The organism is Streptomyces sp. NPDC028314 (assembly GCF_055565795.1).
This window is the reverse complement of the sequence record NZ_JBVHTP010000010.1, coordinates 190,950-217,686: the sequence shown is the minus strand read 5'-3', so window position 1 is coordinate 217,686 and position 26,737 is coordinate 190,950. Positions and strand designations below refer to the sequence as shown.

The 26,737-nt window shown below is 71.7% G+C and carries 25 protein-coding genes; 12 read left to right on the top strand and 13 right to left on the bottom strand.

Annotation, left to right across the window (positions count from 1 at the left end; translation table 11 throughout):
- Positions 1-71: 71 nt before the first annotated feature.
- The 3 genes from ACZ4TG_RS23430 to ctaC are packed head-to-tail and all read right to left on the bottom strand — an operon-like array spanning position 72 to position 3,216.
- Positions 72-470, bottom strand: a complete 399-nt coding sequence (locus ACZ4TG_RS23430; RefSeq protein ID WP_468165866.1) for a cytochrome c oxidase subunit 4 — start codon at positions 468-470, stop codon at positions 72-74.
- On the bottom strand, positions 467-2,197 hold the full coding sequence (gene ctaD, locus ACZ4TG_RS23425) for an aa3-type cytochrome oxidase subunit I (protein ID WP_468165864.1): 1,731 nt from the start codon (positions 2,195-2,197) through the stop codon (positions 467-469). Before ctaD ends, ACZ4TG_RS23430 begins: the two co-directional genes overlap by 4 nt.
- Entirely contained in the window at positions 2,194-3,216 is a 1,023-nt protein-coding gene (ctaC, locus tag ACZ4TG_RS23420; RefSeq protein WP_468165862.1) for an aa3-type cytochrome oxidase subunit II, read from the bottom strand. The genes ctaD and ctaC overlap by 4 nt, the downstream gene beginning before the upstream one ends.
- 283 nt (positions 3,217-3,499) lie before the next feature.
- Here ctaC and ACZ4TG_RS23415 point away from each other — a divergent pair, with 283 nt between their 5' ends.
- The gene (locus tag ACZ4TG_RS23415) at positions 3,500-4,879 is read left to right on the top strand and encodes an aminotransferase class V-fold PLP-dependent enzyme (protein ID WP_468165860.1); all 1,380 of its coding nucleotides are present in this window, start codon (positions 3,500-3,502) and stop codon (positions 4,877-4,879) included.
- A gap of 79 nt (positions 4,880-4,958) precedes the next feature.
- On the opposite strand, the gene ACZ4TG_RS23410 is transcribed toward ACZ4TG_RS23415, so the two are convergent.
- Complete coding sequence (locus ACZ4TG_RS23410; RefSeq protein ID WP_468165858.1) at positions 4,959-5,936, bottom strand: carbohydrate kinase family protein; 978 nt, start codon at positions 5,934-5,936, stop codon at positions 4,959-4,961.
- A gap of 132 nt (positions 5,937-6,068) precedes the next feature.
- Here ACZ4TG_RS23410 and ACZ4TG_RS23405 point away from each other — a divergent pair, with 132 nt between their 5' ends.
- Positions 6,069-6,284, top strand: a complete 216-nt coding sequence (locus ACZ4TG_RS23405) for a hypothetical protein (RefSeq protein ID WP_468165856.1) — start codon at positions 6,069-6,071, stop codon at positions 6,282-6,284.
- Between the two features lie 87 nt (positions 6,285-6,371).
- The gene (locus ACZ4TG_RS23400; protein ID WP_468165854.1) at positions 6,372-7,829 is read left to right on the top strand and encodes a hypothetical protein; all 1,458 of its coding nucleotides are present in this window, start codon (positions 6,372-6,374) and stop codon (positions 7,827-7,829) included.
- Positions 7,830-7,909: 80 nt separating this feature from the next.
- On the opposite strand, the gene erpA is transcribed toward ACZ4TG_RS23400, so the two are convergent.
- Positions 7,910-8,266 carry an iron-sulfur cluster insertion protein ErpA gene (gene erpA / locus ACZ4TG_RS23395; protein ID WP_008738845.1) on the bottom strand — a complete coding sequence of 119 codons (357 nt, stop codon included), beginning with the start codon at positions 8,264-8,266 and terminating at the stop codon, positions 7,910-7,912.
- A 310-nt stretch (positions 8,267-8,576) separates the two neighbouring features.
- Here erpA and nadA point away from each other — a divergent pair, with 310 nt between their 5' ends.
- Positions 8,577-9,764 carry a quinolinate synthase NadA gene (gene nadA / locus ACZ4TG_RS23390; protein WP_468165852.1) on the top strand — a complete coding sequence of 396 codons (1,188 nt, stop codon included), beginning with the start codon at positions 8,577-8,579 and terminating at the stop codon, positions 9,762-9,764.
- Positions 9,765-9,913: 149 nt separating this feature from the next.
- Here nadA and ACZ4TG_RS23385 read toward each other — a convergent pair whose 3' ends face one another.
- The 3 genes from ACZ4TG_RS23385 to cobS all read right to left on the bottom strand — a co-directional run bounded on the left by ACZ4TG_RS23385 (position 9,914) and on the right by cobS (position 14,763).
- The gene (locus ACZ4TG_RS23385) at positions 9,914-13,027 is read right to left on the bottom strand and encodes an efflux RND transporter permease subunit (RefSeq protein WP_468165850.1); all 3,114 of its coding nucleotides are present in this window, start codon (positions 13,025-13,027) and stop codon (positions 9,914-9,916) included.
- 169 nt (positions 13,028-13,196) lie between these two features.
- Positions 13,197-13,925, bottom strand: a complete 729-nt coding sequence (locus tag ACZ4TG_RS23380; protein ID WP_468165848.1) for a response regulator — start codon at positions 13,923-13,925, stop codon at positions 13,197-13,199.
- A 16-nt stretch (positions 13,926-13,941) separates the two neighbouring features.
- Positions 13,942-14,763 (bottom strand): adenosylcobinamide-GDP ribazoletransferase, encoded by an 822-nt coding sequence (gene cobS, locus ACZ4TG_RS23375; protein WP_468165846.1) that lies wholly within the window; start codon positions 14,761-14,763, stop codon positions 13,942-13,944.
- Positions 14,764-14,833: 70 nt separating this feature from the next.
- On the opposite strand from cobS, the gene ACZ4TG_RS23370 reads away from it, so the two are divergent.
- Positions 14,834-15,601, top strand: a complete 768-nt coding sequence (locus ACZ4TG_RS23370; RefSeq protein WP_468165844.1) for a hypothetical protein — start codon at positions 14,834-14,836, stop codon at positions 15,599-15,601.
- A 71-nt stretch (positions 15,602-15,672) separates the two neighbouring features.
- Here the strand turns inward: ACZ4TG_RS23370 and pspAA are convergent, their stop codons facing one another.
- Positions 15,673-15,951 (bottom strand): PspA-associated protein PspAA, encoded by a 279-nt coding sequence (pspAA, locus tag ACZ4TG_RS23365; RefSeq protein ID WP_468165842.1) that lies wholly within the window; start codon positions 15,949-15,951, stop codon positions 15,673-15,675.
- Positions 15,952-15,965: 14 nt separating this feature from the next.
- Positions 15,966-16,760, bottom strand: a complete 795-nt coding sequence (locus ACZ4TG_RS23360; protein ID WP_468165840.1) for a PspA/IM30 family protein — start codon at positions 16,758-16,760, stop codon at positions 15,966-15,968.
- Positions 16,761-17,047: 287 nt separating this feature from the next.
- Between ACZ4TG_RS23360 and ACZ4TG_RS23355 the strand changes: the two genes are divergently transcribed.
- On the top strand, positions 17,048-17,656 hold the full coding sequence (locus tag ACZ4TG_RS23355) for a DUF3043 domain-containing protein (RefSeq protein ID WP_468165838.1): 609 nt from the start codon (positions 17,048-17,050) through the stop codon (positions 17,654-17,656).
- A gap of 80 nt (positions 17,657-17,736) precedes the next feature.
- Entirely contained in the window at positions 17,737-18,480 is a 744-nt protein-coding gene (locus ACZ4TG_RS23350) for a class I SAM-dependent methyltransferase (protein ID WP_468166176.1), read from the top strand.
- A gap of 24 nt (positions 18,481-18,504) precedes the next feature.
- Here the strand turns inward: ACZ4TG_RS23350 and ACZ4TG_RS23345 are convergent, their stop codons facing one another.
- Entirely contained in the window at positions 18,505-18,717 is a 213-nt protein-coding gene (locus ACZ4TG_RS23345; protein ID WP_468165836.1) for a hypothetical protein, read from the bottom strand.
- A gap of 104 nt (positions 18,718-18,821) precedes the next feature.
- Between ACZ4TG_RS23345 and ACZ4TG_RS23340 the strand changes: the two genes are divergently transcribed.
- The 5 genes from ACZ4TG_RS23340 to ACZ4TG_RS23320 all read left to right on the top strand — a co-directional run bounded on the left by ACZ4TG_RS23340 (position 18,822) and on the right by ACZ4TG_RS23320 (position 25,202).
- Entirely contained in the window at positions 18,822-20,054 is a 1,233-nt protein-coding gene (locus ACZ4TG_RS23340) for a bifunctional adenosylcobinamide kinase/adenosylcobinamide-phosphate guanylyltransferase (protein WP_468165834.1), read from the top strand.
- A gap of 91 nt (positions 20,055-20,145) precedes the next feature.
- Positions 20,146-21,210 (top strand): nicotinate-nucleotide--dimethylbenzimidazole phosphoribosyltransferase, encoded by a 1,065-nt coding sequence (cobT, locus tag ACZ4TG_RS23335; protein WP_468165832.1) that lies wholly within the window; start codon positions 20,146-20,148, stop codon positions 21,208-21,210.
- Between the two features lie 260 nt (positions 21,211-21,470).
- On the top strand, positions 21,471-23,186 hold the full coding sequence (locus ACZ4TG_RS23330) for a phosphatidylglycerol lysyltransferase domain-containing protein (RefSeq protein WP_468166174.1): 1,716 nt from the start codon (positions 21,471-21,473) through the stop codon (positions 23,184-23,186).
- A complete protein-coding gene (locus ACZ4TG_RS23325) occupies positions 23,183-23,911 on the top strand; it encodes a hypothetical protein (protein ID WP_468165830.1) in 729 nt (242 codons plus the stop codon). The genes ACZ4TG_RS23330 and ACZ4TG_RS23325 overlap by 4 nt, the downstream gene beginning before the upstream one ends.
- Positions 23,912-24,014: 103 nt before the next feature.
- Complete coding sequence (locus tag ACZ4TG_RS23320) at positions 24,015-25,202, top strand: sensor histidine kinase (RefSeq protein WP_468166172.1); 1,188 nt, start codon at positions 24,015-24,017, stop codon at positions 25,200-25,202.
- 34 nt (positions 25,203-25,236) lie between these two features.
- On the opposite strand, the gene ACZ4TG_RS23315 is transcribed toward ACZ4TG_RS23320, so the two are convergent.
- Positions 25,237-26,067: an endo alpha-1,4 polygalactosaminidase gene (locus ACZ4TG_RS23315; RefSeq protein ID WP_468165828.1), complete on the bottom strand. Its 831-nt coding sequence runs from the start codon at positions 26,065-26,067 to the stop codon at positions 25,237-25,239.
- Positions 26,064-26,729: a spherulation-specific family 4 protein gene (locus ACZ4TG_RS23310; RefSeq protein WP_468165826.1), complete on the bottom strand. Its 666-nt coding sequence runs from the start codon at positions 26,727-26,729 to the stop codon at positions 26,064-26,066. Before ACZ4TG_RS23310 ends, ACZ4TG_RS23315 begins: the two co-directional genes overlap by 4 nt.
- Between the last annotated feature and the right edge of the window lie 8 nt (positions 26,730-26,737).

Sequence of the window (26,737 nt, the reverse complement as noted above, 5' to 3'; positions counted from 1 at the left end):
TGACTGCAAACGAGGGGCCCGGACTCCTCTGTTCGAGGTGTCCGGGCCCCTGGTGCCACGCGTGGGTGCTGCTACTGGTTCTGGTTCTCACCGCGGTAGTACTCGTACACCCAGCCCCACAGGCCGATCATGATGATCGGGGCCGAGAAGTACATGAGCCACCAGCCGAAGACGACGCTCATGAAGGCGAGCGCGCCACCGATGCCCAGCGAGAGCGGCTGCCAGCTGTGCGGGGAGAAGAACCCCAGCTCGCCCGCCTCGTCGGCGACGTCGGCCTCCAGGTTGTCCTGGGCCATCTCGTCCACGCGCTTGGCCGTGAAGGCCAGGTAGTAGCCGATCATGACGCTCAGGCCGAAGGCCAGGAAGAGCGCGGTGGTGCCTACGGGCTCCTTCGACCACACGCCGTACACGACGGCCATGATCAGGATGAAGAAGGAGAGCCAGAGGAACATCTTGCCCTGGATCTTCACTTGCCGGCCTCCTTGCCACCGGTGACAGCCTTGGTGGCCACGCTGTGGTCCTCGAGGTGGTCGAGGGCCGCGATCTCAGGGTGGTGCAGGTCGAACGCCGGGGATTCGGAGCGGATCCGCGGAAGGGTGAGGAAGTTGTGCCGCGGCGGCGGGCAGGACGTCGCCCACTCGAGCGAACGGCCGTAGCCCCACGGGTCGTCGACCTCGATCTTCTTGCCGTACTTCGCCGTCTTCCAGACGTTGTACATGAACGGCAGCATCGACAGGCCGAGCAGGAACGAGCTGATCGTGGAGAAGGTGTTCAGCGCGGTGAACCCGTCGGCGTTGAGGTAGTCCGCGTAACGACGCGGCATGCCCTCGGCGCCCAGCCAGTGCTGCACCAGGAAGGTGCCGTGGAAGCCGATGAACAGCGTCCAGAAGGTGATCTTGCCCAGGCGCTCGTCGAGCATCTTGCCGGTGAACTTGGGCCACCAGAAGTGGAAGCCCGCGAACATCGCGAAGACGACGGTGCCGAACACCACGTAGTGGAAGTGCGCCACCACGAAGTACGAGTCCGAGACGTGGAAGTCCATCGGGGGCGAGGCCAGGATGACGCCGGTCAGACCACCGAAGGTGAAGGTGACCAGGAAGCCGATCGTCCACAGCATCGGGGTCTCGAAGGACAGCGAGCCCTTCCACATGGTGCCGATCCAGTTGAAGAACTTCACACCGGTCGGTACCGCGATCAGGAAGGTCATGAAGGAGAAGAACGGCAGCAGCACACCGCCGGTGACGTACATGTGGTGGGCCCACACGGTCACCGAGAGGCCGGCGATCGCGATCGTCGCCGCGATCAGGCCGATGTAACCGAACATCGGCTTGCGCGAGAAGACCGGGATGACTTCGGAGACGATTCCGAAGAACGGCAGGGCGATGATGTACACCTCGGGGTGCCCGAAGAACCAGAAGAGGTGTTGCCACAGCAGCGCGCCGCCGTTGGCCGCGTCGAACACGTGCGCACCGAACTTGCGGTCGGCCTCCAGCGCGAAGAGCGCGGCGGCCAGCACCGGGAAGGCGAGCAGGACCAGAACACCGGTCAGCAGCACGTTCCAGGTGAAGATCGGCATGCGGAACATCGTCATGCCCGGAGCGCGCATGCAGATGATCGTGGTGATGAAGTTGACCGAGCCGAGGATCGTGCCGAAGCCCGAGAAGGCCAGACCCATGATCCACATGTCGCTGCCGATGCCCGGCGAGTGCACCGCGTCCGTCAGCGGGGAGTACGCGAACCAACCGAAGTCGGCGGCGCCGTTCGGCGTCACGAAACCGGCCACCGCGATGGTCGAGCCGAAGAGGTAGAGCCAGTACGCGAACATGTTCAGCCGCGGGAACGCCACGTCGGGCGCGCCGATCTGCAGCGGCATGATCCAGTTCGCGAAGCCCGCGAACAGCGGGGTGGCGAACATCAGCAGCATGACCGTGCCATGCATGGTGAACGCCTGGTTGAACTGCTCGTTCGACATGATCTGCGTGCCCGGACGGGCCAGCTCGGCGCGCATGAAGAGCGCCATGATCCCGCCGATGATGAAGAACACGAACGACGTCAGCAGGTACATCGTGCCGATGGTCTTGTGGTCGGTGGTGGTGAGCCACTTGACGACCACGTTGCCCGGCTGCTTGCGCCGCACCGGCAGCTCGTTCTCATACGAGTCGGCGGCGGCACCCTGAGATTCGTTGAGGATGCTCACAGTTTGTTCGCCTCCGAGTTGCGGGCGGGGTCAGTCTGCTTGATGCCGGCCGGGAGGAAGCCGGTCTGCCCCTTCTCGGCAAGCTCCTTGAGGTGTGCCCGGTAGGCCTCGGGGGAGACGACCTTGACATTGAAGAGCATGCGCGAGTGGTCGACGCCGCAGAGCTCGGCGCACTTGCCCATGAAGGTGCCCTCCTGGGTGGGGGTCACCTCGAAGACGTTGGTGTGGCCGGGGATGACGTCCTGCTTGAAGAGGAAGGGCACCACCCAGAACGAGTGGATGACGTCGTTCGACGACAGGATGAAGCGGACCTTCTCGCCCTTGGGGAGCCAGAGGGTCGGACCCGGGTTGTTCGTGTCCGGGTTCCGGTCGGCCGGGACGCCCTTGGTGTAGACGCCCTCGGCGCCCGCGGGGAAGTCCTTGGCGAAGCGGTCCGGGATGGAGGCGAGCTCCTTGGGGACCTGAACGGCCCCGTCCTTCTTCTCCTCGCCGGCCTTCGGGGCCGGCGCGGCGGGAAGCTTCGGGGTCGCGGGGTCGCCGTCGACGTCCTCGATGTAGTTGAAGCCCCAGCTCCACTGGAAGCCGACCACGTTGATCGTGTGCTTCGGCTTCTCGGAGAGGGACAGCAGCTTCGTCTCGTCACGCGCGGTGAAGTAGAAGAGCACCGAGACGATGATGAGCGGGACCACGGTGTACAGCGCCTCGATGGGCATGTTGTACCGGGTCTGCGCCGGAACCTCGATCTTCGTCCGGCTGCGCCGATGGAAGACGACGCTCCAGATGATCAGGCCCCACACCAGGATGCCCGTGATCAGCGCGGCCGCCCAGGATCCCTGCCAGAGGGAGAGGATGCGCGGCGCCTCCTCGGTTACCGGAGTCGGCATTCCGAGGCGGGGGAAGTCTTTCCATGTGTACGAGCAACCAGTGGCGGTCGCCAGGACCACGCCCGCAGTCAGCGCCTGCAGCAGCTTCCGCCGCATCGGGCGCCGCGGCGAGCGGTCGGAGCCGTAGGGACTCACGTAGCGCCTTCCCGAGAGTCTCGGCCCGCGCGGCCGGCCGCGGCCGTGTTCGGGTCGGTCGCCGGCCCTGACGCAGGCAGGGGTTTGGATGTTTATGCGGACCAAACCCTACTGGACGCTATTTGGGGTCGCGCGGGGAGGGTGCCCAACGCGCCGCTACTGCCCCCGAAGGGATGGATCCGCCGTACGGGGGACGGGCCATCCGGCCCTGAAAGGCGGTCTCGGGAAGACATCTGACGGCCCCTGACCTCGGGCTGCCCGCGCCGCCGGTTAGCGTGGCCGGATGCCGTACTTCGACACCGCCTCAGCCGCCCCGCTGCACCCCGTGGCCCGTCAGGCGCTGCAGGCCGCCCTGGACGAGGGCTGGGCCGACCCGGCCCGGCTGTACCGGGAGGGCCGGCGCGCCAGGCTGCTGCTGGACGCGGCCCGGGAGGCGGCCGCCGAGGCGGTGGGGTGCCGCGCCGACGAGCTGGTGTTCACCCCTTCGGGGACGCACGCTGTTCACACGGGCCTCGCGGGAGCCCTGGCCGGCCGCCGACGCGTCGGCGGCCATCTGGTCGTGTCGGCGGTCGAACACAGTTCGGTGCTGCACGCGGCCGAAGTCCACGCCGCCGCCGGGGGGACGGTCACCGAGGTCCCGGTCGACCGGTTCGGCGGGGTGAACCCGGCGGACTACGCCGCGGTGCTCGGCCCGGACACCGCGCTGGCCTGCCTCCAGTCGGCCAACCACGAGGTGGGCACCGTACAGCCGGTGGCCGACGTGGCCGAGGTCTGCGCCGCGGCCGGGGTGCCGCTGCTGGTGGACGCCGCCCAGTCGCTGGCCTGGGGCCGGGTCGAGGGCGCGTGGTCCGTGCTCGCCGCGAGCGCCCACAAGTGGGGCGGTCCGCCCGGGGTCGGGCTGCTGGCGGTCCGCAAGGGGGTCCGCTTCTCTCCTCAAGGCCCGCCGGACGAAAGGGAGTCGGGCCGCTCCCCCGGCTTCGTCAACCTCCCCGCGATCGTCGCGGCGGCGGCCTCGCTGCGGGCGGTGCGCGCCGAGGCCGACGTGGAGGCCGCCCGGCTGCGGTTGCTGGTGGACCGGATCCGGCGCCGGGTGGCCCGGCTGGTGCCGGACGTGGAGGTGGTGGGCGACCCCGACCGGCGGCTGCCGCACCTGGTCACGTTCTCCTGCCTGTACGTCGACGGGGAGACCCTGCTGCACGAGTTGGACCGGGCCGGCTACTCGGTGTCCTCCGGGTCCTCCTGCACCAGCTCGACCCTGACGCCGTCCCATGTCCTGCGGGCGATGGGGGTGCTGTCGGAGGGGAACGTACGGGTGTCCCTGCCGGCCGGGACCACGGCGGACGAGGTGAACGGCTTCCTGGAGGTGCTGCCGCGGACGGTGGCCGGGGTCCGGGAGAAGCTCGGGGTGCGCGAACCGGAGCCGTGCGAGCCGGTGGCGGACTCCCTGCGGCTGGACGCCCTGGGCCTGCGCTGCCCGCAGCCGGTGATCGAACTGGCCCGGGCCATCGTCACCGTCCCGGTGGGCGGGACGGTGACGGTGGTGTCGGACGACGAGGTGGCCCGGCTGGACATCCCGGCCTGGTGCGCGATGCGCGGCCACGCCTACCTGGGCGAGACCCCGGCCGAGGTGGGCGGGGCGTACACCGTGCGCCGCGTGGTGTGACGGGCCGGACGGGCGCGGCGCCGGGCCAGGGGGTGTCGTACCGGTCGGGCCGGGGCCGGCCCGGTCGGCAGGGCGCCGCCTAGACGGAGAGGTGGGCGCGGACCTCGGCGGCGGCCGTGTCCCCGTAGGCCTTGGTGAAGCGCTCCATGAAGTGCGCCCGGGCCAGCGTGTACTCCTGCGTGCCGAGGGTCTCGATGACCAGCGTGGCCAGCATGCAGCCCAGCTGGGCCGCCCGCTCCAGGCCGACGCCCCAGCCCAGGCCGGTCAGGAACCCGGCGCGGAAGGCGTCGCCGACGCCCGTCGGGTCGACCTTCGCGGTCTCCTCCGGGCAGCCGACGACGATCGGCTCCTGGCCGACGCGCTCGATGCGTACGCCGTTGGAGCCGAGCGTGGTCACGCGGGTGCCGACCTTCGCCAGGATCTCCTCGTCGGTCCAGCCGGACTTCGACTCGATGAGGCCCTTCTCGTACTCGTTCGAGAAGAGGTACGTCGCGCCCTCCATCAGGGTGCGGATGTTCTCGCCGTCCATGCGGGCGATCTGCTGCGAGAAGTCGGCGGCGAAGGGGATCCCGCGCGTCCGGCACTCCTCCGTGTGGCGCAGCATCGCCTCGGGGTCGTCCGCGCCGATGAGGACAAGGTCGAGGCCGCCCACGCGGTCGGCGACGGCCTTCAGCTCGATCAGGCGGGCCTCGCTCATCGCGCCCGTGTAGAAGGAGCCGATCTGGTTGTGGTCGGCGTCCGTGGTGCACACGAAGCGCGCGGTGTGCAGCACCTCGGAGATCCGTACGGACTCGGTGTCGACGCCGTTGCGGTCCAGCCAGGCGCGGTACTCGTCGAAGTCCGAGCCGGCCGCGCCGACGAGGACCGGGCGGCTGCCGAGCTGCCCCATGCCGAAGCAGATGTTCGGGCCGACACCGCCCCGCCGTACGTCGAGGTTGTCGACGAGGAAGGAGAGGGAGACCGTGTGCAGCTGGTCCGCGACCAGCTGGTCGGCGAAACGGCCGGGGAAGGTCATGAGGTGGTCGGTGGCGATGGAGCCGGTGACTGCGATACGCACGGCGTGGATGCTCCTGCGAAGGACGGCGAGGGGACATTCAAAACTACCCGGTCCGCGGCCTGCGGCCGACCGTCCGAAACTACCCCGTAGTAGGTCTTTCTCCGCCCGCCGAGCCGTGCCTACGGTGCCCTCATGACCTACACCGATGGCTTCGGGTACGCCGACCTCACCGCCGAGACCCGTCCCGGCTTCGCACGGCTGCTGGGCGACTGCGCCCGGATGGCCCCGCACTGGGCGGTTCCGCAGGGCCCCCGCCCGGACCGTGTGGCACCGTCGCAGATCCACGGCGTCAGCGTCCCGTCGGCCTCGGCCCGGCTGATCGCCTCCACCGCCGCGTACGGCGACTAGGACGGCCTAGGGGCCAGGGGAACCGGTTGCGCCTCTGTTCCGTCACACACGCATCACGTACGACGGGACAGGTAAAGGAGCGATTCGGTGACCAGCGAAGAACCCGACACATCACGCGCCGCACGACGGCGGCCGGCCTGGGCCGTCGGCTCGATCGCGGCCGCCGTCCTGCTCGCGGGCGGCGGTACGGCGTACTGGGCGTCGACGGCCTACGGCGACGGCTCGGGCAGCGGCCGTACGGGTGACACGGCAGCCGTCGCGCCCCGCCAGGCGGCGACTCCCCCGGGCCCCGGCATCGCGCCGGGCGAGCCGGACCCGTCCGGCGCCGGGGTGACCTACCGGGCCGACGTCAAGCTTCCCGAGGCACCCGCGACCGCGCCGGCGTTCGCCGCGTCCGGCGAGGTGACCTCGGAGGAGGTGGCGAAGCTCGCGAGCGCCCTCGGCATCTCCGGCGCGCCCCGGCTGTCCGGGGAGCAGTGGCTGGCCGGTGAGGCCGGCGACGGCTCCGGGCCCCGGCTCACGGTCACCCTCAAGGCCCCCGGCACCTGGACCTTCAACCGCTTCCAGCCGGGCACCGACAACGGGGGCGGCGGCAACGGGACCGGCGACAACTGCAAGCGCGGCCAGGACACCTGCGGTCCGGCCACGCTCCCCCAGGACTCCGGCTCCCTCGCGGCCACGCCCGTCTCCGAGGAGGCCGCCAGGGCCGCCGCGGCGCCGGTGCTGGCCGCCGCCGGGCAGGGTGACGCCAAGCTGGACGCCGCCCTCGTGCAGGGCTCGGTCCGGGTCGTGACGGCGGACCCGGTGGTCGGCGGGGTGCCCACCCAGGGCTGGTCCAGCAAGGTGAGCGTGGGCGCGGACTCCCGGGTGGTGGCGGGCAGCGGCGAGCTGAAGGCCCCCGCCAAGGCGGCCGAGCAGCCGGTCGTCGGGGCCGTCGAGGCGCTGGCCCGGCTCAACGCCAAGAACTCCGGGTCCAACGGCACCGGCCCGGGCCCGAGCGGCTGCGCGACCTCGGTCCCGCTGGCCCCGGACACCCCGGTCGGCGCGACGGACACGCTCCCCTGCAACCCGGAGCCGCGCCCGCTGAAGCCGCCGCGGACCGAGACGGTGCGGGGCGCGGTGCTCGGGCTGGCCCCCGGGACCGTGGACGGCTCGCGGGGCCTGGTCCCGGCCTGGCTCTTCGAGGTGGCGGGCCAGGGCGGCAAGCCGGGCCACACCGTGGTCCAGCCGGCCGGTGCCGAGGACGGCGCCACCCCGGCCCCGCCGGTGCCCCCGACGGCTCGCACGGTGCCCGGGTTCTCGTACGCGGAGGCCGACCGGAAGCTGACCGTGAACTTCTGGGGCGGGGTGTGCAGCACCTACGCCGTGGAGGCGCGGGAGCAGGAGGGTTCGGTACTGGTGAAGATCACCGACACTCCGGACAAGACCCGCCAGGCCTGCATCATGATCGCGCAGGAGATGTCCCAGACGGTGACGCTGCGCGAACCGCTCGGCGACCGCAAGGTGGTCGACGCGACGACGGGCAAGCCGCTCCCGCGCCAGTAGGCGCGGCACGCGCCCGCACATGCGAAAGGGCCCGCGCACCAGTCGGAATCGACCGGTGCGCGGGCCCTCGTCGTACAGGCTTAGCTGAACGAGTCGCCGCAGGCGCAGGAGCCGGTGGCGTTCGGGTTGTCGATGGTGAAGCCCTGCTTCTCGATGGTGTCGACGAAGTCGATGGAGGCACCGTGGAGGTAGGGCGAGCTCATCCGGTCCGTGACGACCTTGACGCCGTCGAAGTCCTTGACGACGTCGCCGTCGAGGGAGCGCTCGTCGAAGAAGAGCTGGTAGCGCAGGCCGGAGCAGCCACCGGGCTGGACGGCTACGCGCAGCGCCAGGTCTTCACGGCCTTCCTGCTCCAGCAGGGTCCTGACCTTCTCGGCGGCGGCGTCGGACAGGAGGATGCCGTCGCTCACAGTGGTCTTGTCGTCCTGTACGGACATCTGCATTCACTCCCGAAGTGGGCGGCTCCCCGCCTGCGGCTGGGGAAACGTCGGACTCTTGCCGTCGGTGGCAACCAGCGCGACCGCGGATTCATTCCGGGTCCCGCACCTTGTTCCAGATATTCATGCTCGCACACCGGCACGCGGACGTGGACCTGACGGACGGGCGGGTTCCCGGCGGCCGGGCGAATGCGTCACATCGACACTATCGGCATCGTCAAACTGACGTGAAGCAGTTATGATAGATAGCGTCAAATAGACGAGAAGTCGAAGCTCTGCTTCAGAAGTCCCTAGTCGCAGAACAGAAAGGGTGCGTGTCGTGACCACCGCCCAGCCTTTGGACGTCCAGCCGACGCCCCTTGCCCTGCTGCTGCTCGGCCGCGAAGCCGACCCCAAGAGCGAGCGCGGGGTGGAATGCCCCGGCGACCTGCCCTCGCCCTCGGACCCGAACCTCGTGGCGCGCGCCCGCGCGGCCAAGGAGAAGCTCGGGGACAAGGTCTTCATCCTCGGCCACCACTACCAGCGTGACGAGGTCATCGAGTTCGCGGACGTCACCGGCGACTCGTTCAAGCTGGCCAAGGACGCGGCCGCCAAGCCGGAGGCCGAGTACATCGTCTTCTGCGGCGTCCACTTCATGGCCGAGTCCGCGGACATCCTCACCTCGGACGACCAGAAGGTCGTCCTGCCCGACCTCGCGGCCGGCTGCTCGATGGCCGACATGGCCACCGCCGAGCAGGTCGCGGAGTGCTGGGACGTGCTGACCGAGGCCGGGATCGCGGGCAGCACCGTGCCGGTCTCGTACATGAACTCCTCGGCCGACATCAAGGCCTTCACCGGCAAGCACGGCGGCACGATCTGTACGTCGTCCAACGCCAAGAAGGCCCTGGAGTGGGCCTTCGAGCAGGGCGAGAAGGTGCTCTTCCTGCCGGACCAGCACCTGGGCCGCAACACCGCCGTCCGCGACATGGGCATGTCCCTCGACGACTGCGTGCTCTACAACCCGCACAAGCCGAACGGCGGCCTGACCGTCGAGCAGCTGCGCGACGCCAAGATGATCCTGTGGCGCGGGCACTGCTCGGTGCACGGCCGGTTCTCGGTCGACTCGGTCAACGACGTGCGCGCCCGCATCCCCGGCGTGAACGTCCTGGTCCACCCCGAGTGCAAGCACGAGGTCGTGGCGGCCGCGGACTACGTCGGCTCGACGGAGTACATCATCAAGGCGCTGGAGGCGGCCCCGGCCGGCTCCAAGTGGGCCATCGGCACCGAGCTGAACCTGGTCCGCCGCCTGGCGAATCGTTTCGCGGCGCAGGACAAGGAGGTCGTCTTCCTCGACAAGACGGTCTGCTTCTGCTCGACGATGAACCGCATCGACCTCCCCCACCTGGTGTGGACCCTGGAGTCCCTGGCCGAGGGCAACCTGGTCAACCAGATCCAGGTCGACAAGGAGACGGAGAGCTTCGCGAAGCTCGCGCTGGAGCGGATGCTGGCGCTGCCGTAGCCGTACGAAGGGGGGCGTCCGGCATCTGCCGGGCGCCCCCCTTTTCGTACTCCTCCAGGCGGCCCACGCGGACGGGCCGCGGAGGGTGGCCCGGCCCCGGACACCACCGCGTGCGGCGGCGGTGTCCGGGGCCCGTGGAGCCGGTCGGGTCAGACCTTGGCCGGGGTCTCCTCGTCGGCCTGCTGGGGCGGGACCACCGTCAGACGGGCCGTCTTCCTGGCCCGGCGGCGTTCCTTGCGGAGCTCGACCATCGCGTAGAGGGTCGGCACCAGCAGCAGGGTCAGCAGCGTGGAGCTGACCAGGCCGCCGATGACCACCACCGCGAGCGGCTGCGAGATGAAGCCGCCCTCGCCGGTGACGCCGAGCGCCATCGGGAGCAGGGCGAAGATCGTCGCGAGGGCCGTCATCAGGATGGGCCGCAGACGGTGCCTGCCGCCCTCGATGACCGCCTCGACGACACCCAGACCCTGGGCGCGGTACTGGTTGACCAGGTCGATCAGGACGATCGCGTTGGTCACCACGATGCCGATGAGCATCAGCATGCCGATCATCGCCGGGACGCCCATCGGGGTGCCGGTGACGATGAGCAGGCCCAGCGCGCCGGTGGCGGCGAAGGGGATGGACACCAGCAGGATCAGCGGCTGGACCAGCGAGCGGAACGTCGCGACCAGCAGCATGAACACGATCGCGATGGCCGCCAGCATGGCCAGGCCCAGCGAGCCGAACGCGTCGTCCTGGTCCTGGGAGACACCGCCGATGGAGGCCGTGGCTCCGTCGGGCAGGTCCAGTTCCTTGACCTTGCTCTGGAGCTCGGTGCTGACCGCGCCGGTGTTGTCGCCGACCGGCTTGGCCGTGATGGTGGCGGCGCGGGCGCCGTCGATCCGGGTCATCGCGACCGGACCGGGGACCACCTTGACCTCGGCTATGTCACCGAGCTTGACCGGGCCGACCGGGAGCGCCTGCAGCTGGGCCAGGGTGGTGGCCGGCTGCGCGGACTTCACGACGATGTCCCGCTCGGTGTCGTCCAGTACGGCCTTGCCCGCCGGGTTGCCCCGTACGGACTGGGCGACGATCGCGCCCAGCGCGGCCTGGTTCAGGCCTGCCTCGGCGGCCTTGGGGGTGGCGGTCACCGAGATCCGGGGCACGGACTGGGACAGGTCGCTCTGTACGTCCGTGACGTTCTTGAGCTTCGCCACCTCGGCCCGGACCTGCTCGGCGGCCTTGGCGAGCACGTCGGCGTCGCCGGCCTTGACGACCACGCTCAGGTTGGAGCTGCCGAAGCCGCCGCCCGCGAGGATCTTGGTGTCGCCGATGCCGTCGAGTGCGGCGAGCTTCGTCTCGATGTCCTTCTTGACGGACTCGCCCTTGCCGGCGTCCTTCAGGGTGACCTGGTACGAGGCCTGGTTGGAGCCCGTGCCGCCGCCGAAGGCCGCCATGAAGCCGGAGGAGCCCACGGTGACCTGGTAGTCCTTGACCCCGTCGACCGAGGCCAGCACCTTCTCGACCTTGCGGCTCGACTCGTCCGCGGCGGCCAGCGAGGTGCCGGGGGCCAGCTCCTGCTTGACCGTCAGGGTGTCCTGCTCGCCCTGGTCGAAGAAGTTCGTCTTCAGCAGCGGGGTCATCGCGAAGGTGGCGACGAGGACCACCACGGCGATGGCCACACTGGTCAGGCGGCGACGGGTGGCGAAGCCCAGGACCCGTACGTAGAACCGCTGGAGCCTGCTGCGCGCCTCCTTCTCCTCGGCGTCGCGGCGGGCCTTCTCCGGGTCCTGCGAGGTCCCCTTGGGCGCCCGCAGGAACCAGTACGACAGGACCGGGACCACCGTCAGCGAGACGAGCAGCGAGGCCAGCAGGGCCGCGGTGACGGTGAGCGAGAAGGAGCCGAAGAGCTCGCCGATCATGCCGCCGACGAGGCCGATGGGCAGGAAGACGGCCACGGTGGTGAGCGTGGAGGAGGTGACCGCGCCGGCCACCTCCTTGACCGCGGTGATGATCGCGGCCTCGCGCTCCTCGCCGTAGCCGAGGTGGCGCTTGATGTTCTCCAGGACCACGATCGAGTCGTCGACGACCCGGCCGATGGCGATGGTGAGCGCGCCCAGGGTCAGCATGTTGAGCGACAGGTCGCGGGTCCACAGCACGATCAGCGCGAGGACCACGGACAGCGGGATGGAGACCGCGGTGACCAGCGTCGAGCGCAGCGAGCCGAGGAAGACCAGGATCACGATCACCGCGAAGAGCAGGCCCAGCAGGCCCTCGGTGGTGAGGCTGGAGATGGACTTGGCCACGGCCGGTCCCTGGTCCATGACCACGGCCAGGTCGGCGCCGGAGCCGAGGGTGGAGCGCAGTTCGGGCAGCTTGTCCTTGACGGCGTCGGAGATCGCGACGGCGCTGCCGTCCTTGTCCATGGTCAGGACGAGGGCGAGGCTGGGCTTGCCGTTGGTACGGGTGATCGAGACGGCCTTGGCCGCCTCCTGCTTCACCGCGGCGACGTCACCGAGGCGGACGGCGGGCTTGCCGGCGCCGGGGCTCAGGCGCAGGTCCTCCAGCTGCGCGAGGGAGGTGTAGCCGCCGCCCACGCGGACGGTGCGGTTCTTGCCCTCCTCGTCGAAGGAGCCGGCGGGCACGGTGGAGCCGCCCGCCTGGAGGCCCTGGGTGAGCGCTGCCGCGTCGAGGCCGGCGGCCGCGAGCTTGGCGTTGTCCGGGGTGACGGTGACCTGGAGGTCCTGAACGCCGTCGACGGTGACCTGGCCGACGCCCTCGATGTCCGAGAGGACGGGGACCACGGAGGACTCCAGCTGGTCCGCGAGGGCCTGCTGGTCCTTGTCCGAGGTGACGGCGAGGATGACGGTCGGCATGTCGTCGGTGGAGCCGGCCACCACCTGCGGGTCCACGTCGGCGGGGAGCCGGACGCGGGCGCGGTTGACGGCCTGCTGGACGTCGGCGACGAGCTGCTTGGTGCCGCTGTCGCCGTAGTCGAAGGTCGCCATGATCAGGGCATTGCCCTCGCTGGCGGTGGAGGTGATGCCGGTGATGCCGTCGACGCCCTTGAGGGTGGCTTCGATCGGCTCGATGACCTGCTTCTCCACCACGTCGGGCGAGGCGCCCTGGTAGGGCGCGAGCACGGACACCATCGGCAGTTCGATGGAGGGCAGCAGCTGCTGCTTGAGCTGCGGGACGGCTATGGCGCCGAAGAGGAGCGCGACGATCGACACGAGGCCGATCAGCGCTCTCTGGGCCAGGCTGAAGCGGGACAGCCAGGACATGGTTGGGGAATCTCTCTGCAGTGACGTATCGAAGCCGTGCCATGAGGCACACGCGAGGGCTCCTCAGCCTCTCCTACGCCGGGGCGCCGCTTCGTCGCCCCCAGGTGCCGTCCTTATGTGCGGCATACCGCGCCCGCAGTACGCCGCACTACTCCGGACCGCTCCGCCGCTACCCGGTCCCCTCGGCCCGCGGCCGCACCAGGCCCGATTCGTACGCGATGACCACCAATTGCGCCCGGTCGCGGGCGCCCAGCTTGGCCATGGCCCGGTTGACGTGGGTCTTGACGGTGAGGGGGCTGACCTCCAGGCGGCCGGCGATGCCGTCGTTGGACAGGCCCGCGGCGACGAGTACGAGGACCTCGCGCTCCCGGCCGGTCAGTGCGGCGAGCCGCTCGCCGTGCGCGGAGCCGGGGCCGGGGGCGTCGAAGTGGCCGCCCTGGGCGAGGAAGGTGGCGATGAGCCCTTTGGTGGCGGCCGGGGACAGCAGCGCCTCGCCGGCCGCGGCGACCCGGATGGCGTTGAGCAGCTCGTCGGGTTCGGCGCCCTTGCCGAGGAAGCCCGAGGCGCCGGCGCGCAGTGCCTGGACGACGTACTCGTCGACCTCGAAGGTGGTCAGCATGACGACGCGGACCCCGCACAGCTCCGGGTCGGCGCTGATCATGCGGGTGGCGGCGAGGCCGTCGGTGCCCGGCATCCGGATGTCCATGAGGACGACGTCGGCCCGCCGCTCGCGGGCCAGGGCGTAGGCCTGCGCCCCGTCGGAGGCCTCCCCGACGACCTCCATGTCGCTCTCGGAGTCGACGAGGACCTTGAACGCGCTGCGCAGCAGCGCCTGGTCGTCGGCGAGCAGCACCCTGATGGGCCCGCCCCCCGCTATACCTGCCGCTGTGTCGGTCACCCCCCGAGGGTAGCCGTCAGCCCAGGGCGAGGATCACGAGGACCGCGGTCGCCGAGACCTCGGACAGGGCCCCGAAGACGTCGCCGGTGACCCCGTCGAACCGGCGGACGCAGCGGCGCAGGAGGAGTTCCGCCGCCAGCAGGGCGGCGAGCACGGCCGCCGCGTGCTGGGCGGCGGCGGGCAGACCCAGCGCGAGGGCCGCGGCCGCGCCGGCGGCCACCGTGAGCAGGGCCACCGCGGCGGCGGACCGGCGCGGGACCACGCCCGCGACCGCCGCGCCGAGGCCCCCGGGGCGGGCGGCGGGGACCCCCTCGCGGGAGGCCAGGGTCATCGCGAGCCGCGCGGTGACGGCGGCGAGTACGGTGGCCAGCGCACCCCGGACCCAGCTGTCGGCGTACACGTTCGACAGGGCCGCCACCTGGATCAGGAACACCACCAGCAGCGAGATCACCCCGAACGGGCCGATGTCGGACTGCTTCATGATCCGCAGCGCCGCCTCGGCGGGTTTGGCGCTGCCGAGCCCGTCGGCGGTGTCCGCCAGGCCGTCCAGGTGCAGGCCCCGGGTCAGCGCCGCGGGCACGGCGACGGTGACGGCGGCGGCCAGCAGCGGTCCCCCGCCGAGGACCAGCAGCAGCACCCCGGGCACGGCGGCGAGCAGGCCGACGGCGAGCCCGGCGAGCGGGGCGCAGACCATCCCGGTGCGGGCGGCCGGCCGGTCCCAGCGGGTGATGCGGGCGGGCAGCACGGTCAGCGTGCCGAACGCGAAGCGGAGCCCGTCGAGCCACGGGGCGCGCTCGGGGACCGGTGGCTGTGGCGGATCTTCGAACGAATCTGTCATCGGCGCGAACGCTACCCCGTCGCGGTCGGCGGTAAATTGCGCGATACCCGGCAAAGCGGAAGGTGGTGTCATGGGTCACTGGTGGTACCGGAACGTCATCGAGCCGGGGAAGCTCCCGCTTCTCCTCGCGCTCCTGTCCTTCGTGACGTCCTTCCTGGTCACCCGGGTGATCACCCGGCTGATCCGGGCCGGGAAGGGCCCCTTCAAGAACGTCACCCCCGGCGGGATGCACGTCCACCACGTGGTGCCCGGCGTGATCCTGGTGGTCATCGGCGGCTTCGGGGCGGTCGGCAGCGGCCGGCACGGCTTCGGCGCCCTGCTCTCGGCCGTGACCTTCGGGATCGGGGCGGGACTGGTGCTGGACGAGTTCGCGCTGATCCTGCACCTGGACGACGTCTACTGGAGCGAGGACGGCCGCAAGAGCGTGGAGATCGTGGTCCTGACGGCCGCGCTGGTGGGGCTGGTCCTGGGCGGTTTCCTGCCCTTCGGCGTCAACGACCTCACCGCCGAGGAGCGGCAGAGCCGCGGGGTGGTCATCATGAACATGGCCACGAACTTCTTCCTGGCCCTGATCGCACTGTGGAAGGGCAAACCGCGCACCGCGTTCTTCGGCACGGTCATCCCCTTCGTCGCGCTGATCGGCGCGGTCCGGCTGGCCCGGCCCGGCTCCCCGTACGCGAAGAGGTTCTACGCCAAACGCCCGAAGGCCCGCGCCAAGGCCGGGTTGCGGGCCTTCCACCACGACCGGCGCTGGGCCGCCCCGCGCCGCAGGTTCGAGAACTTCATCGGCGGGACCCCCGACCCGAAGCGGATCTCCCTGGAGAAGAGCAAGGACTGACGCGCCCGCACGCGACGGGCCCGCCCCCGGTGAGGGGGCGGGCCCGTCGTACGTATGCGGTGGCGTGCGGCTCAGCCCGGGATCAGCCCGTCGTCGCTGAGCATCTCCTTGACCTCGTCCAGCGAGGCGTCGGGAGCGGGCAGGATCAGCTCGGAAGGCTCCAGCGCGTCGTCGGGGAGCGGCTCGCCGAGGCGGCGCACGGCGTCGAGCAACTGGCCCAGCGTGCGGCGGAAGCCCTCCTCGTCGCCGGCTTCCATCTCCGCGAGGAGGTCGTCGTCCAGCTTGTTGAGCTCGGTGAAGTGGCTGTCGGCCAGCTTCACCTGCCCCTCCCCCATGATGCGGACAATCATGACGGGCCCCTGTCCTACTGCTTGTCGAACCGGTGCTGGGTCTGCGAGGGCTGGGCGTTGCCGGGGGCGCCGCCCTCGATGGCCTGCTGCCGGTCGGACGGGCCGCCCGCCAGCTCCGCCTTCATGCGCTGGAGCTCGAGCTCCACGTCCGTACCGCCGGAGAGGCGGTCCAGTTCGGCCTGGATGTCGTCCTTGGAGCCGAGGCCGCTCTGGTCGTCCAGGGCGCCGGAGGCCAGCAGCTCGTCGATCGCACCGGCGCGGGCCTGGAGCTGGGCGGTCTTGTCCTCGGCCCGCTGGATGGCCAGGCCGACGTCGCTCATCTCCTCCGAGATGCCGGAGAAGGACTCCGCGATCCGGGTCTGCGCCTGGGCCGCGGTGTACGTGGCCTTGATGGTCTCCTTCTTGGTGCGGAAGGCGTCCACCTTGGCCTGGAGGCGCTGGGCGGCGAGCGTCAGCTTCTCCTCCTCGCCCTGGAGGGTCTGGTGCTGCACCTCCAGGTCGCTGACCTGCTGCTGGAGCGAGGCGCGGCGGGACAGGGCCTCGCGGGCCAGGTCCTCGCGGCCGAGGGCGAGCGCCTTGCGGCCCTGGTCCTCCAGCTTGGCGGACTGGCCCTGGAGCTGGTTCAGCTGCAGTTCCAGCCGCTTGCGGGAGGTCGCGACGTCGGCGACTCCGCGGCGCACCTTCTGCAGCAGTTCCAGCTGCTTCTGGTACGAGTAGTCGAGGGTTTCGCGCGGATCCTCGGCCCGGTCAAGGGCCTTGTTCGCCTTCGCGCGGAAGATCATCCCCATACGCTTCATGACACCGCTCATGGGCTTCGCGCGCCCCCTTCTAGACGGACTTCGCTCCAGGTCACCAGCAATCGCGGTACTCGGTCTCCCGAGCGACCGCCATCAGAACCCACAGTACGGGCCCTGTCTCCATTACCGCACTGTTCGAGGACGGATGCGCTCCTCCTCCAGGACGACTGCGCCCGCGCCGTGTCAGGCGTAAGGAGTAGGTGATCCCAGGAGACCCCGAACCCTGCACAAGGGAAGACGCCCGCCGTTGCCGGATCGTTCCCCACCGAGGTGGGGGGCGTGCCCTTGACCACGTACGCTTGGGTCTTGTGTTTGGTAGCCGTTCCTCCAAGGAAGAGAAGGCCGCCGCCACCGACAAGGTGAGCGCCGATCCTTCGCAGCCCCGTGACCCCCAGGCCCCGAAGGGCCGCCCGACGCCGAAGCGTGCTGTGGCCCAGTCGCAGCGCAAGGCAGTGGTGGCCTCGACCGGCAATCGCAAGGAGGATGCCAAGCGTGCCCGCGAGCAGCGCCGTGTAGAGATGGCCAAGCAGCGCGAGGCCCTGGCCAATGGCGACGAGCGCTACCTGCCCGCCCGCGACAAGGGCCCCGTCCGCAAGTACGTACGCGACTTCGTGGACTCCCGCTTCTCGGTGGCGGAGATGTTCCTGCCGCTGGCCGTGGTCATCCTGGTGCTGAGCATGGTCCGGGTGCCCTCGATCCAGAACATCGCGCTGCTGCTGTGGCTCGGCGTGATCGTCCTGATCATCCTCGACTCCATCGGCATGTTCGTGCGCCTGCGCAAGGCCCTGAACGAGCGCTTCCCGGACGAGCCGAAGCGCGGCGCCGTTGCGTACGGCCTGATGCGCACCCTCCAGATGCGCCGGCTTCGCCTGCCGAAGCCGCAGGTCAAGCGCGGGGAACGGCCCTGAGCCGAGCGACGCCCGCATCGGGGGCGTCGGGAGTCGCGGTGGACAACTTCTCCGGGGGGTCCCGGCTCTGGCTCGAGGGCCTGGGCGGGCTGCGCAACGCGGTCCGGCAGGAACTCGTGGGCCGGCAGGTCGACGAGCAGATCGCGCACCGCTTCCCGGTCGGGCAGCGGCTGCGCGTCCTCGACGTGGGCATGGGCCAGGGGACCCAGGCGCTGCGCCTGGCCCGCGCCGGCCACAAGGTCACGGGCCTGGAGCAGGACCCGGGCATGCTGGCGGTCGCCCGCGAGGCGCTGGCCGCGGAACCGGCCGGGATCCGCGACCGGGTCCGGCTGATGGAGGGCGACGGCCGCGAGACCGGTGTGCACTTCGTGCCGGGCAGCTTCGACGTGGTGCTGTGCCACGGAGTACTGATGTACGTGCCCGAGCCGGACGCCATGCTGGCCGGGCTGGCCCGCATGCTCGCGCCGGGCGGGCTGCTGTCCCTGCTGGTGCGCAACGGCGACGCGCTCGCCATGCGGCCCGGTCTGGACGGGGACTGGAGCGCCGCCCTGGCGGCCTTCGACACCATCGACTACACGAACCGGCTGGGCCTGGACGTACGGGCCGACCGGCTGGCCGGGCTGACCGCCACGCTGTCGGGGATCGGGGCTCCGCTCCAGGCCTGGTACGGGGTGCGCGTCTTCACCGACGGCACCGAGGCCGGGGAGCACCTCCCCCAGGACGCGGAACTGGAACGGCTGCTCGCCGCCGAGGACCGCGCCGGGCGCACCGACCCGTACCGCGGGGTGGCGGCCCTGTTGCACCTGTGCGGTGTGCGGGGCTGAGCCCGCACACCGCTGCGGCGCCGCTCAGGCCTCCAGGGCCTCGCGCAGGCTCATCGTGTACAGCTCGGTGCCGGTGTCGTCGGACAGCTTCACCTTCTCGGTGCCGCCTTCCAGCAGGTCCTTCCAGTACTCACCGATCCAGGACTCCGCGTCCCCCTGCGTGGTGAACTCCTCCGGCACCACCGAGGGTGCCGTCTCGGTGCCCTCGGCCGTCTCGAAACGCCACGTCCACGCCATGTCCGCCTCCGTTGCTCGTCCGCTGCTCGCACGCTTCTCGCCTTGAGTCTGCCCGCAGAGTAACCGGGCGCGCACCACTCTCGGCGACGCGGGAGGATCATCCTGTGGAACTCACTCTGCTCGGCACCGGTACACCCGAAGGACTGCCCCGCCCCGGCTGTCCCTGCGCCGCCTGCGCGGTCTCCGTCGGCGCCCTGTCCCGGGCCGCGACCGCCGTGCTCGTGGACGGCGCGCTGCTGCTCGACCTGACCCCCGGGGCGGTGCTGGCCGGGGCCCGCGCCGGGCATTCGCTGGCCGGCGTACGGCAGGTGCTGCTCACCCACCCGCACGACGGCCCGGCCGTGGAGCTGCCGCCGGGGCTGCCGGCCGCCGGGCGGGTGCCGGACGGGCAGGAGCTCTCGGTGATCAGCGGGCACCGGGTGCGGGCGGTGCCGATGGACGCGCCGGGCACCGGGTACGAGGTGACCGGGCCGGACGGCAGCCGGCTGCTGTACCTGCCGCCCGGCGGTGCGCCCGCCGGGATCCGCAACTCCCGGGCGGAGTCCGGGGCGGGAGCGGCCGGGCGGCGCGCGTACGACACGGTCCTCGCGGACGTGCTGGGACGCCCGGAGGCGCTGGCGCGGCTGCGGGCCGACGGTTCGGTGGGACCCGCCACGGATGTGATCGCCGTACACCTGGACCACGACACCCCGCCCGGCCGCGAGCTGGCCCGGCGGTGCGCGGCCGCCGGGGCTCGCGCGGTGCCGGACGGGACGACCGTGGCGGTGGGCGAGTACCGGGCGGTGCCGGACGTGCCGAGGCGGACGCTGGTGCTGGGCGGGGCCCGGTCGGGCAAGTCGTACGAGGCGGAACGCCGGCTGGCGGGCTTCCCCGAGGTGGTCTACGTGGCCACGAGCGGCTCCCGGGGCGAGGACGCGGAGTGGGCGCAGCGGGTGGGCCTGCACCGGGAGCGGCGCCCCGCGAGCTGGCGGACGGTGGAGACCTGCGAGCTGGTCCCGCTGCTGGCGGACGGCGGCGGGCCGCCGTTGCTGATCGACTGCCTGGCGCTGTGGCTGACGGATGCGATGGACCGGGCCGGGGCGTGGGACGACGCCGTCTGGGCGGGCGGCGGGGAGAAGAAGCTGCGCGAGCGGGCCGCCGAACTGGTGGCGGCCGTACGCGCGACCCGGCGGCCGGTGGTGCTCGTCAGCAACGAGGTGGGGGCGGGCGTGGTGCCCGCGACCGCGTCGGGGCGCCGCTTCCGTGACGAACTGGGGCGGCTCAACAGCGCGGTGGCGGGCGAGTGCGAGCACGTACTGCTGGTGGTGGCCGGCCAGGCGGTGGTCCTGAAGGACTGAGCGGGCGGGGGCGGTTCCGCCCCCGCGGCCCTCGTCCGCCGGGCCACGGGAGGGGCTTGGGGAGGGCCTCACCGGCTGTACGCTCTGGCAGATGACCACGCTGAATCTCGACGACTTCTCCGATCTGATCGAACGCCCCGACGGGGGCGTCCGGCGTGACGCCGAGGATCGCCGTGAGCGCCTGGCCGTGCCGCCCGGCGCGCTGGGCCGGCTCGACGAACTGGGCGAGTGGCTGGCCGCCGCGCAGGGGCGGGTTCCGGTACGGCCGATCGAGCGGCCCCGCGTCGTACTGTTCGCCGCCGACCACGGGATCGCCGCCGAAGGGGTCTCCGCGCGGGCCGCCGGCACCACGTACGAGCTGGTGCGCGGCGTGCTCGACGGGACCAGCCCCGCGGCCATCCTGGCCGGGCGCCTCGGCGCCTCGGTGCGGATCGTCGACGCGGGCCTGGACTGCGACCCGGAGCTCCTCCCCGAGGAGATCGTCCGGCACCGCGTACGGCGCGGCAGCGGGCGGATCGACGTGGAGGACGCGCTGACGGCCGAGGAGGCCGAGGCCGCGCTGCGGCTGGGGATGCGCATCGCCGACGAGGAGGCCGACTCGGGAACCGATCTCGTCGTGCTCGGGGACGTCAGTGTCGGCGGCACCACGGTGGCCGCGACCCTGATCGCCGCGCTCTGCGGGACCGACGCCTCCGTCGTCACCGGCCGCGGCGGGATCCCGATCGACGACCTGGCCTGGATGCGCAAGTGCGCGGCGATCCGCGACGCGTTGCGCCGGGCCCGCCCGGTGCTCGGCGACCAGGTGGCGCTGCTGGCCAAGGTCGGCGGCGCGGACGTGGCCGCCATCACCGGTTTCCTGCTCCAGTGCGCGGTGCGCCGCACACCGGTCATCCTCGACGGGATCGTCTCCGCGGCCTGCGGACTGGTGGCCCAACGGGCCGCGTTCCGGGCCCCGGACTGGTGGCTGGCCGGCCAGGCCAGCGGCGAGCCCGGCCAGGCGAAAGCCCTGGACAGGATGGCACTCAACCCTCTGCTCGACCACGGCGTCACTGTGGGCGAGGGAACAGGGGCCTTGCTGGCCCTCCCCCTCGTTCTGGCCGCCGCCGCTCTCGCCGCGGAACTGCCGGAGCGGGCGGCGGAGGAGCAGACGGACTGATTCACCGGGCGCCACGGGCCTGACCAGTCCGGGGCGCTCGATCCGCCCGTGGACGGTGACGCCCCATATCATCGCTTTTCATGGGAGAGGTCCGCTTGACCAGCGCAGAGACCACGACGGCAGCAAACGGCAGGAAGGATTCCGGCGGCGATCCCGGCGGCAAGGGGGATCCCGCCGGCAAGGGCGATCCGGCCGGACGGGCGGAGACCCGCAGGGGAAGCAAGCACTCACGGCGCGGCGCCGCCTTCGCGGTCTGGTACCTGCGCGCCGTGACCTTCGTGAACTTCCTCAGCGCGGTGTGGCTTTCGCTCGGGCAGGACCTGCGCCGGCACAACACCGCCGATTTCTACACCCCGTACCTGCTCACGGCGGGCTTCGCCTCCGGGCTGTTCTCGCTGATCCTGGCGGTCACGATGGGCCGCCGCAAGCGGGCCGCCTGGATCCTGAACCTGGTGATCAGCGGGATGCTGCTGTTCGCCTTCGCCACGGCGGCCTTCGCCCCGTGCACCGGCGGGGAGTTCAACTTCTGCTACCCCGAGTTCCGCGACCACGCGCAGAACTGGGTCTCCCTCGCCCTCACCGCCGCCTTCGTCGGCGCGCTGCTGCTGGGCCGCCACGAGTTCTACGCCAAGGGCGACCGGTCCAACCCCAAGCTGGCCACCGCCGTCGCCGCCGTCGGCCTGCTGCTGACCTCGCTGGTCGCCGCCCTGCTCGTCGGCGCCACCAACACCGACCCGGACCGGGCCGACGCCACGTTCCTGGCCCGCTGGAAGTACGGCGCCATGCGGCTGGTCACCCTGGAGCCGAACGACCGCCCCTTCGACGGGATCGCCACCCCCGGCTGGGTGGACGTCTGCATCAACGTCATGTCGATGCTGCTGCTGCTCGCCGTGCTGTTCGCGGCGTTCCGCTCCCGCCGGGCCGTGGACCCGCTGACCCCCGAGGACGAGGAGCGGCTGCGCGCGCTCCTCGCCAAGCAGGGCGACCGCGACTCCCTCGGCTACTTCGCGCTGCGCCGCGAGAAGTCCGTCATCTGGTCCCCCACCGGCAAGGCCGCCGTCACCTACCGCGTGGTCGGCGGGGTCTCCCTCGCGTCCGGCGACCCGATCGGCGACCCGGAGGCCTGGCCCGGCGCCATCGAGCCCTGGCTGGCCGAGGCCCGCGAACACGGCTGGATCCCCGCCGTGAACGGCGCGAGCGAGGAAGCGGGGCAGATCTACGCCCGGCACGGCCTGGACGCGCTGGAGCTGGGCGACGAGGCGATCGTCGAGACCGCCGAGTTCACCATGGAGGGTCGCGCCATGCGGACCGTCCGGCAGGCCTTCAACCGCGTCAAGCGGGCCGGCTACACGGTCCGGATCCGCCGTCACGCCGAGATCCCGGCCGAGGAGATGGCCGAGCTGGTGCGCCGGGCCGACGACTGGCGCGACGGCGCGACCGAGCGCGGCTTCTCGATGGCGCTGGGCCGTCTGGGTGACCCGGACGACGGCCAGTGCATGATGCTGGAGTGCTTCGACGGCAAGGGCGAGCTGCGGGCGCTGCTGTCCTTCGTGCCATGGGGCCCCAAGGGCCTGTCGCTCGACCTGATGCGCCGTGACCGGGAGTCCGAGAACGGTCTGATGGAGTTCATGGTCATCGAACTCCTGGAGCGCTCAAAGGAGATCGGCGTCACACAGGTCTCGCTCAATTTCGCGATGTTCCGCTCCGTCTTCGAGCGGGGCTCCAAGCTCGGCGCGGGTCCGGTGCTGCGCATGTGGCGTTCGCTGCTGAGCTTCTTCTCCCGCTGGTGGCAGATCGAGTCCCTCTACCGGGCCAACGCCAAATACCGGCCGATCTGGGAACCGCGGTTCATGCTCTTCGAGAAGAGTTCCGACCTGCTGCGCATCGGTATCGCGGCGGGCCGGGCCGAGGGCTTCCTGGAGGCGCCCGGCCTGCCGAAGTGGCTGCACCGCAGACATCTGGAGACCCATCGTTGACAGCGTGGACGAACTCCCCGCTCCGGCGGTTCGCCCGCCGCGAGTGGGGGCCCCTGTTCTGGACGGTCCGGGACGCGCTCGTCCGTGAGAAGTGGCGGGCGATCCCGATGACGATCGGCGCGGTCTGCCTGACCTCGGTCTTCCAGATCGTCCAGAACACCCCATGGGGCTTCCAGCCGGTGCAGGACCTCGGTTCGGTCAAGGCCGCCGACCCGCTCTGGCTGGCGCTGCTGCGCACCCCCCTGTCCCTGTTCGTCCCGGCCCTGGACCTGCCGGTGTGGGGGGCGCTCGCGCAGATCCTGCTCGTCTTCGGCATCTGCGAGATCTGCATCGGCTGGTGGCGCACCCTGCTCGTCGGCTACGTGGCCACGCTCGCCGGGACCACGTACGCGCGGATCGGCCTGTCCCTGGGCCCCGACCATCCCTTCGGGCTGCCCGTCTCCGACCGGATCGTCAACGACACCGGTCCCTCGGCGGCCGTGGTGGGGCTCGCCATATACGTCTGCTGGCGGTACCGGGCCTACCTCACCGGGGCCCTGGTGATCCTGGTGATGACCGGCGAGGTGCTCGTCAAGGACAACCTCGCGGGCAAGGAGCACCTCGCGGCCATCGCCGCCGTCATGGCGGTGTGCGTGGTCCGCGCGAAGTGGGGCCCGGAGCGCTCCCGCACACCGCTGGGGCAGCGCCCGCCGCCCCCGGCGCCGAGCGCACGGCCCGGGCTCTGACCCGGGCTCTGACCCGGCCCGCGGGCCGGGGGCCGTGGCGGGCAGGCCGTACCGTATCGGGGTGACGACACACCTCGGGCCCTTCGGCCCCACCCGGCAGTGGATGCGGGCCCATCCGCTGGCCACCGACGCCGTGCTCGCGCTCGGGGCGTTCGTCTCCATGGTCGTCGGATCCTTCGCCGATCCGCACGGACCGCACGGTCCCACCTTCGGCACCCGTACCCCCGAGCCCTTCTCCCTGCTGCTGATGTTGCTCGGCGCGGCCGCCCTGGTCTTCCGCCGCCGGCACACCCGCACCGTGCTCGCCGTGACCTGCGCGCTGTCGCTGCTGGAGCTGACCACCGGGGAGCCCCGCGCGCCCGTCGCCATGTGCACGGTGATCGCCCTGTACACCCTGGCCGCCAGCACCGACCGGCCCACCACCTGGCGGATCGGGCTGCTCACCATGGCCGGGCTGACCGGCGTGGCCATGCTGGCCGGACCACTGCCCTGGTACGCGCAGGAGAACATCGGGATCTTCGCCTGGACCGGCATGGCCGCGGCCGCCGGGGACGCGGTGCGCAGCCGCCGGGCCTTCGTCGACGCCATCCGGGAGCGGGCCGAGCGCGCCGAGCGGACCCGCGAGGAGGAGGCCCGGCGGCGGGTCGCCGAGGAGCGGCTGCGGATCGCCCGGGACCTGCACGACGTGGTGGCCCATCACATCGCCCTGGTCAACGTGCAGGCCGGGGTGGCCGCGCACGTCATGGACAGGCGACCGGACCAGGCCAAGGAGGCGCTGGCCCACGTACGGGACGCCAGCCGCTCCGCGCTGAACGAGCTGCGCGCCACGGTCGGGCTGCTGCGGCAGTCCGGGGACCCGGAGGCGCCGACCGAGCCCGCGCCGGGGCTGGCCGTACTGGACGAGCTGACGGACACCTTCCGGCACGCGGGACTGCCGGTGGAGGTCATCGTGCAGCTGGACCGGGACGCGGCCCCGCTGCCGGCCGCCGTGGACCTGGCCGCGTACCGGGTGATCCAGGAGGCGCTGACCAACGTGCGCAAGCACGCGGGCCCGGGGGCCAGGGCCGAGGTGAGCGTCGTGCGGGTCGGCGCCTCGGTGGAGGTGACCGTGCTGGACGACGGGGGCGAGGCGGCCGGCCCGGCCGCGGAGCCCGCGCCCGCGGACGAGCCGGGCGGCGGCCACGGGCTGCTGGGGATGCGCGAGCGGGCGGGCGCCCTGGGCGGGTCCTGTTTCGCGGGGCCGCGGTACGGGGGCGGGTACCGGGTGCACGCGATCCTTCCGGTGGCCTGAGCTGGCGGGGTGCGCCCCGGCCGGGACCGGCCGCTCAGGCCCGCGGTTCCCCGGTGCGGGGGCAGACCTTGCGCCAGGTGCCCAGCTCGTACTTCTTCTGCAGCGAGCTGAGCTTCGCCTTCTGCGAGCGGGCGCACCACTCCCCCACCCGGCTCTCGTACTCGACGTGGAAGACGGCCTTGTCCGCGTCGGTGAACGGGGCGTAGCGCTCGCACTCGTCGTGTTCCATGCACTGCTCGTTGACCGCGAAGTCGAAGTCGCCCACCAGCTGCGGGATCTGGTCCAGATCGTTCTTCAGCCCGACCGCCAGTCCCCGGTCGTGCGCGAGGCGGGCGATGAGCCGGTTGTACGCGAGCTGGTCCTCGCCGGTCAGCGGGAAGCCGGACTTGTTGGCGTAGCCGTCCATGTTGTCGGGCTCCACCGCGTCGAAGCCCTTCTCCTTGCACATGTCGAACCGCTTGGCGATCAGCGGTTCCAGCTCCGCGCGCCGCCGGATGTCCAGCCAGCGCTCGCCCTCCCAGCCGTTGCCCTCGCCCAGCATCGACTTCGGGAACGCGTCGGCGTCCGGCCGGAAGTCCTCCCAGGCGCCGGTGGACAGGTAGCAGATGGTCTTGCGGCCGGCCTTCTTCAGGGCGGCGACCTCCTCCTTGCGGGTGGTGAACCCGTCCACGTCGTACACGGCCGCCTTCACCGAGGTGTCGAGCTTGCCGGTGAGCTGCCACTGCCAGCTGACCCCGGGCCTGGGCTGCCAGCGTTGTCCCGGCGGCGGGTCGGGCGAGAGGTCGTCCGGCTCCGGCACCGAGGTGCACGCGGCGAGCAGCAGGAGCGGGCCGACGGCCGGCCAGAGCAGCGGGCGGCGCTTCACGCGGAGGCCTCCAGGGTGTCCGGGAGGGTGCCCCACGGGTGCGCGCCGGTCCCGGGGACCGCGCAGTGCACGGCGGCCCGCCGCTCCCGGGCGAGTTCGGCGGCGGGTGCGCCGGGCGGGACGGCGTACACCAGGTGGCAGAACCGCTGCGCGGGGTGGTCGGCGGTCCAGGGCGGTATGGCGGCCGCGTCCCGGTAGGCGTCCCAGGGTCCCTCGAAGGTGACGAGCAGGTCGGCGAGTTCGGCGTACCCGGGGTGCGGGTGGACGCCGTGGTTGAGGACGAGCGTACGGGCCCCCGCGGCCCGGGCGGCGACGCCGAGCCGGCCGTAGTGCGGCAGGAGTTCCGGGTCGGCGGAGACCTGGTCGAGGAAGGCCCCGTCGGTGGCGTACCAGTCGCGGTGGCGCAGCAGGTCCTGGACGACGGCCGCGTGCGGGCGGCGCCCGTAGTCGGTGTCGGCGTACCCCAGGACGGGCACCCCGGCCTCGCGCAGCCGCTCGGCGACGGCGGCGAACCGCTCGTCGGGTGCGTCGCCCGGCCCGCTGTCGGGGTTGAGCACGACCGAGTGCAGCCGGGCCGCGGAGCGGATCAGCAGCTCCCAGGCCTCGGGCCGGTCGGCGGGATGCTCGTACAGGGGCACCAGCAGCATGTGGTCCTTCTTCATGTCCGTCT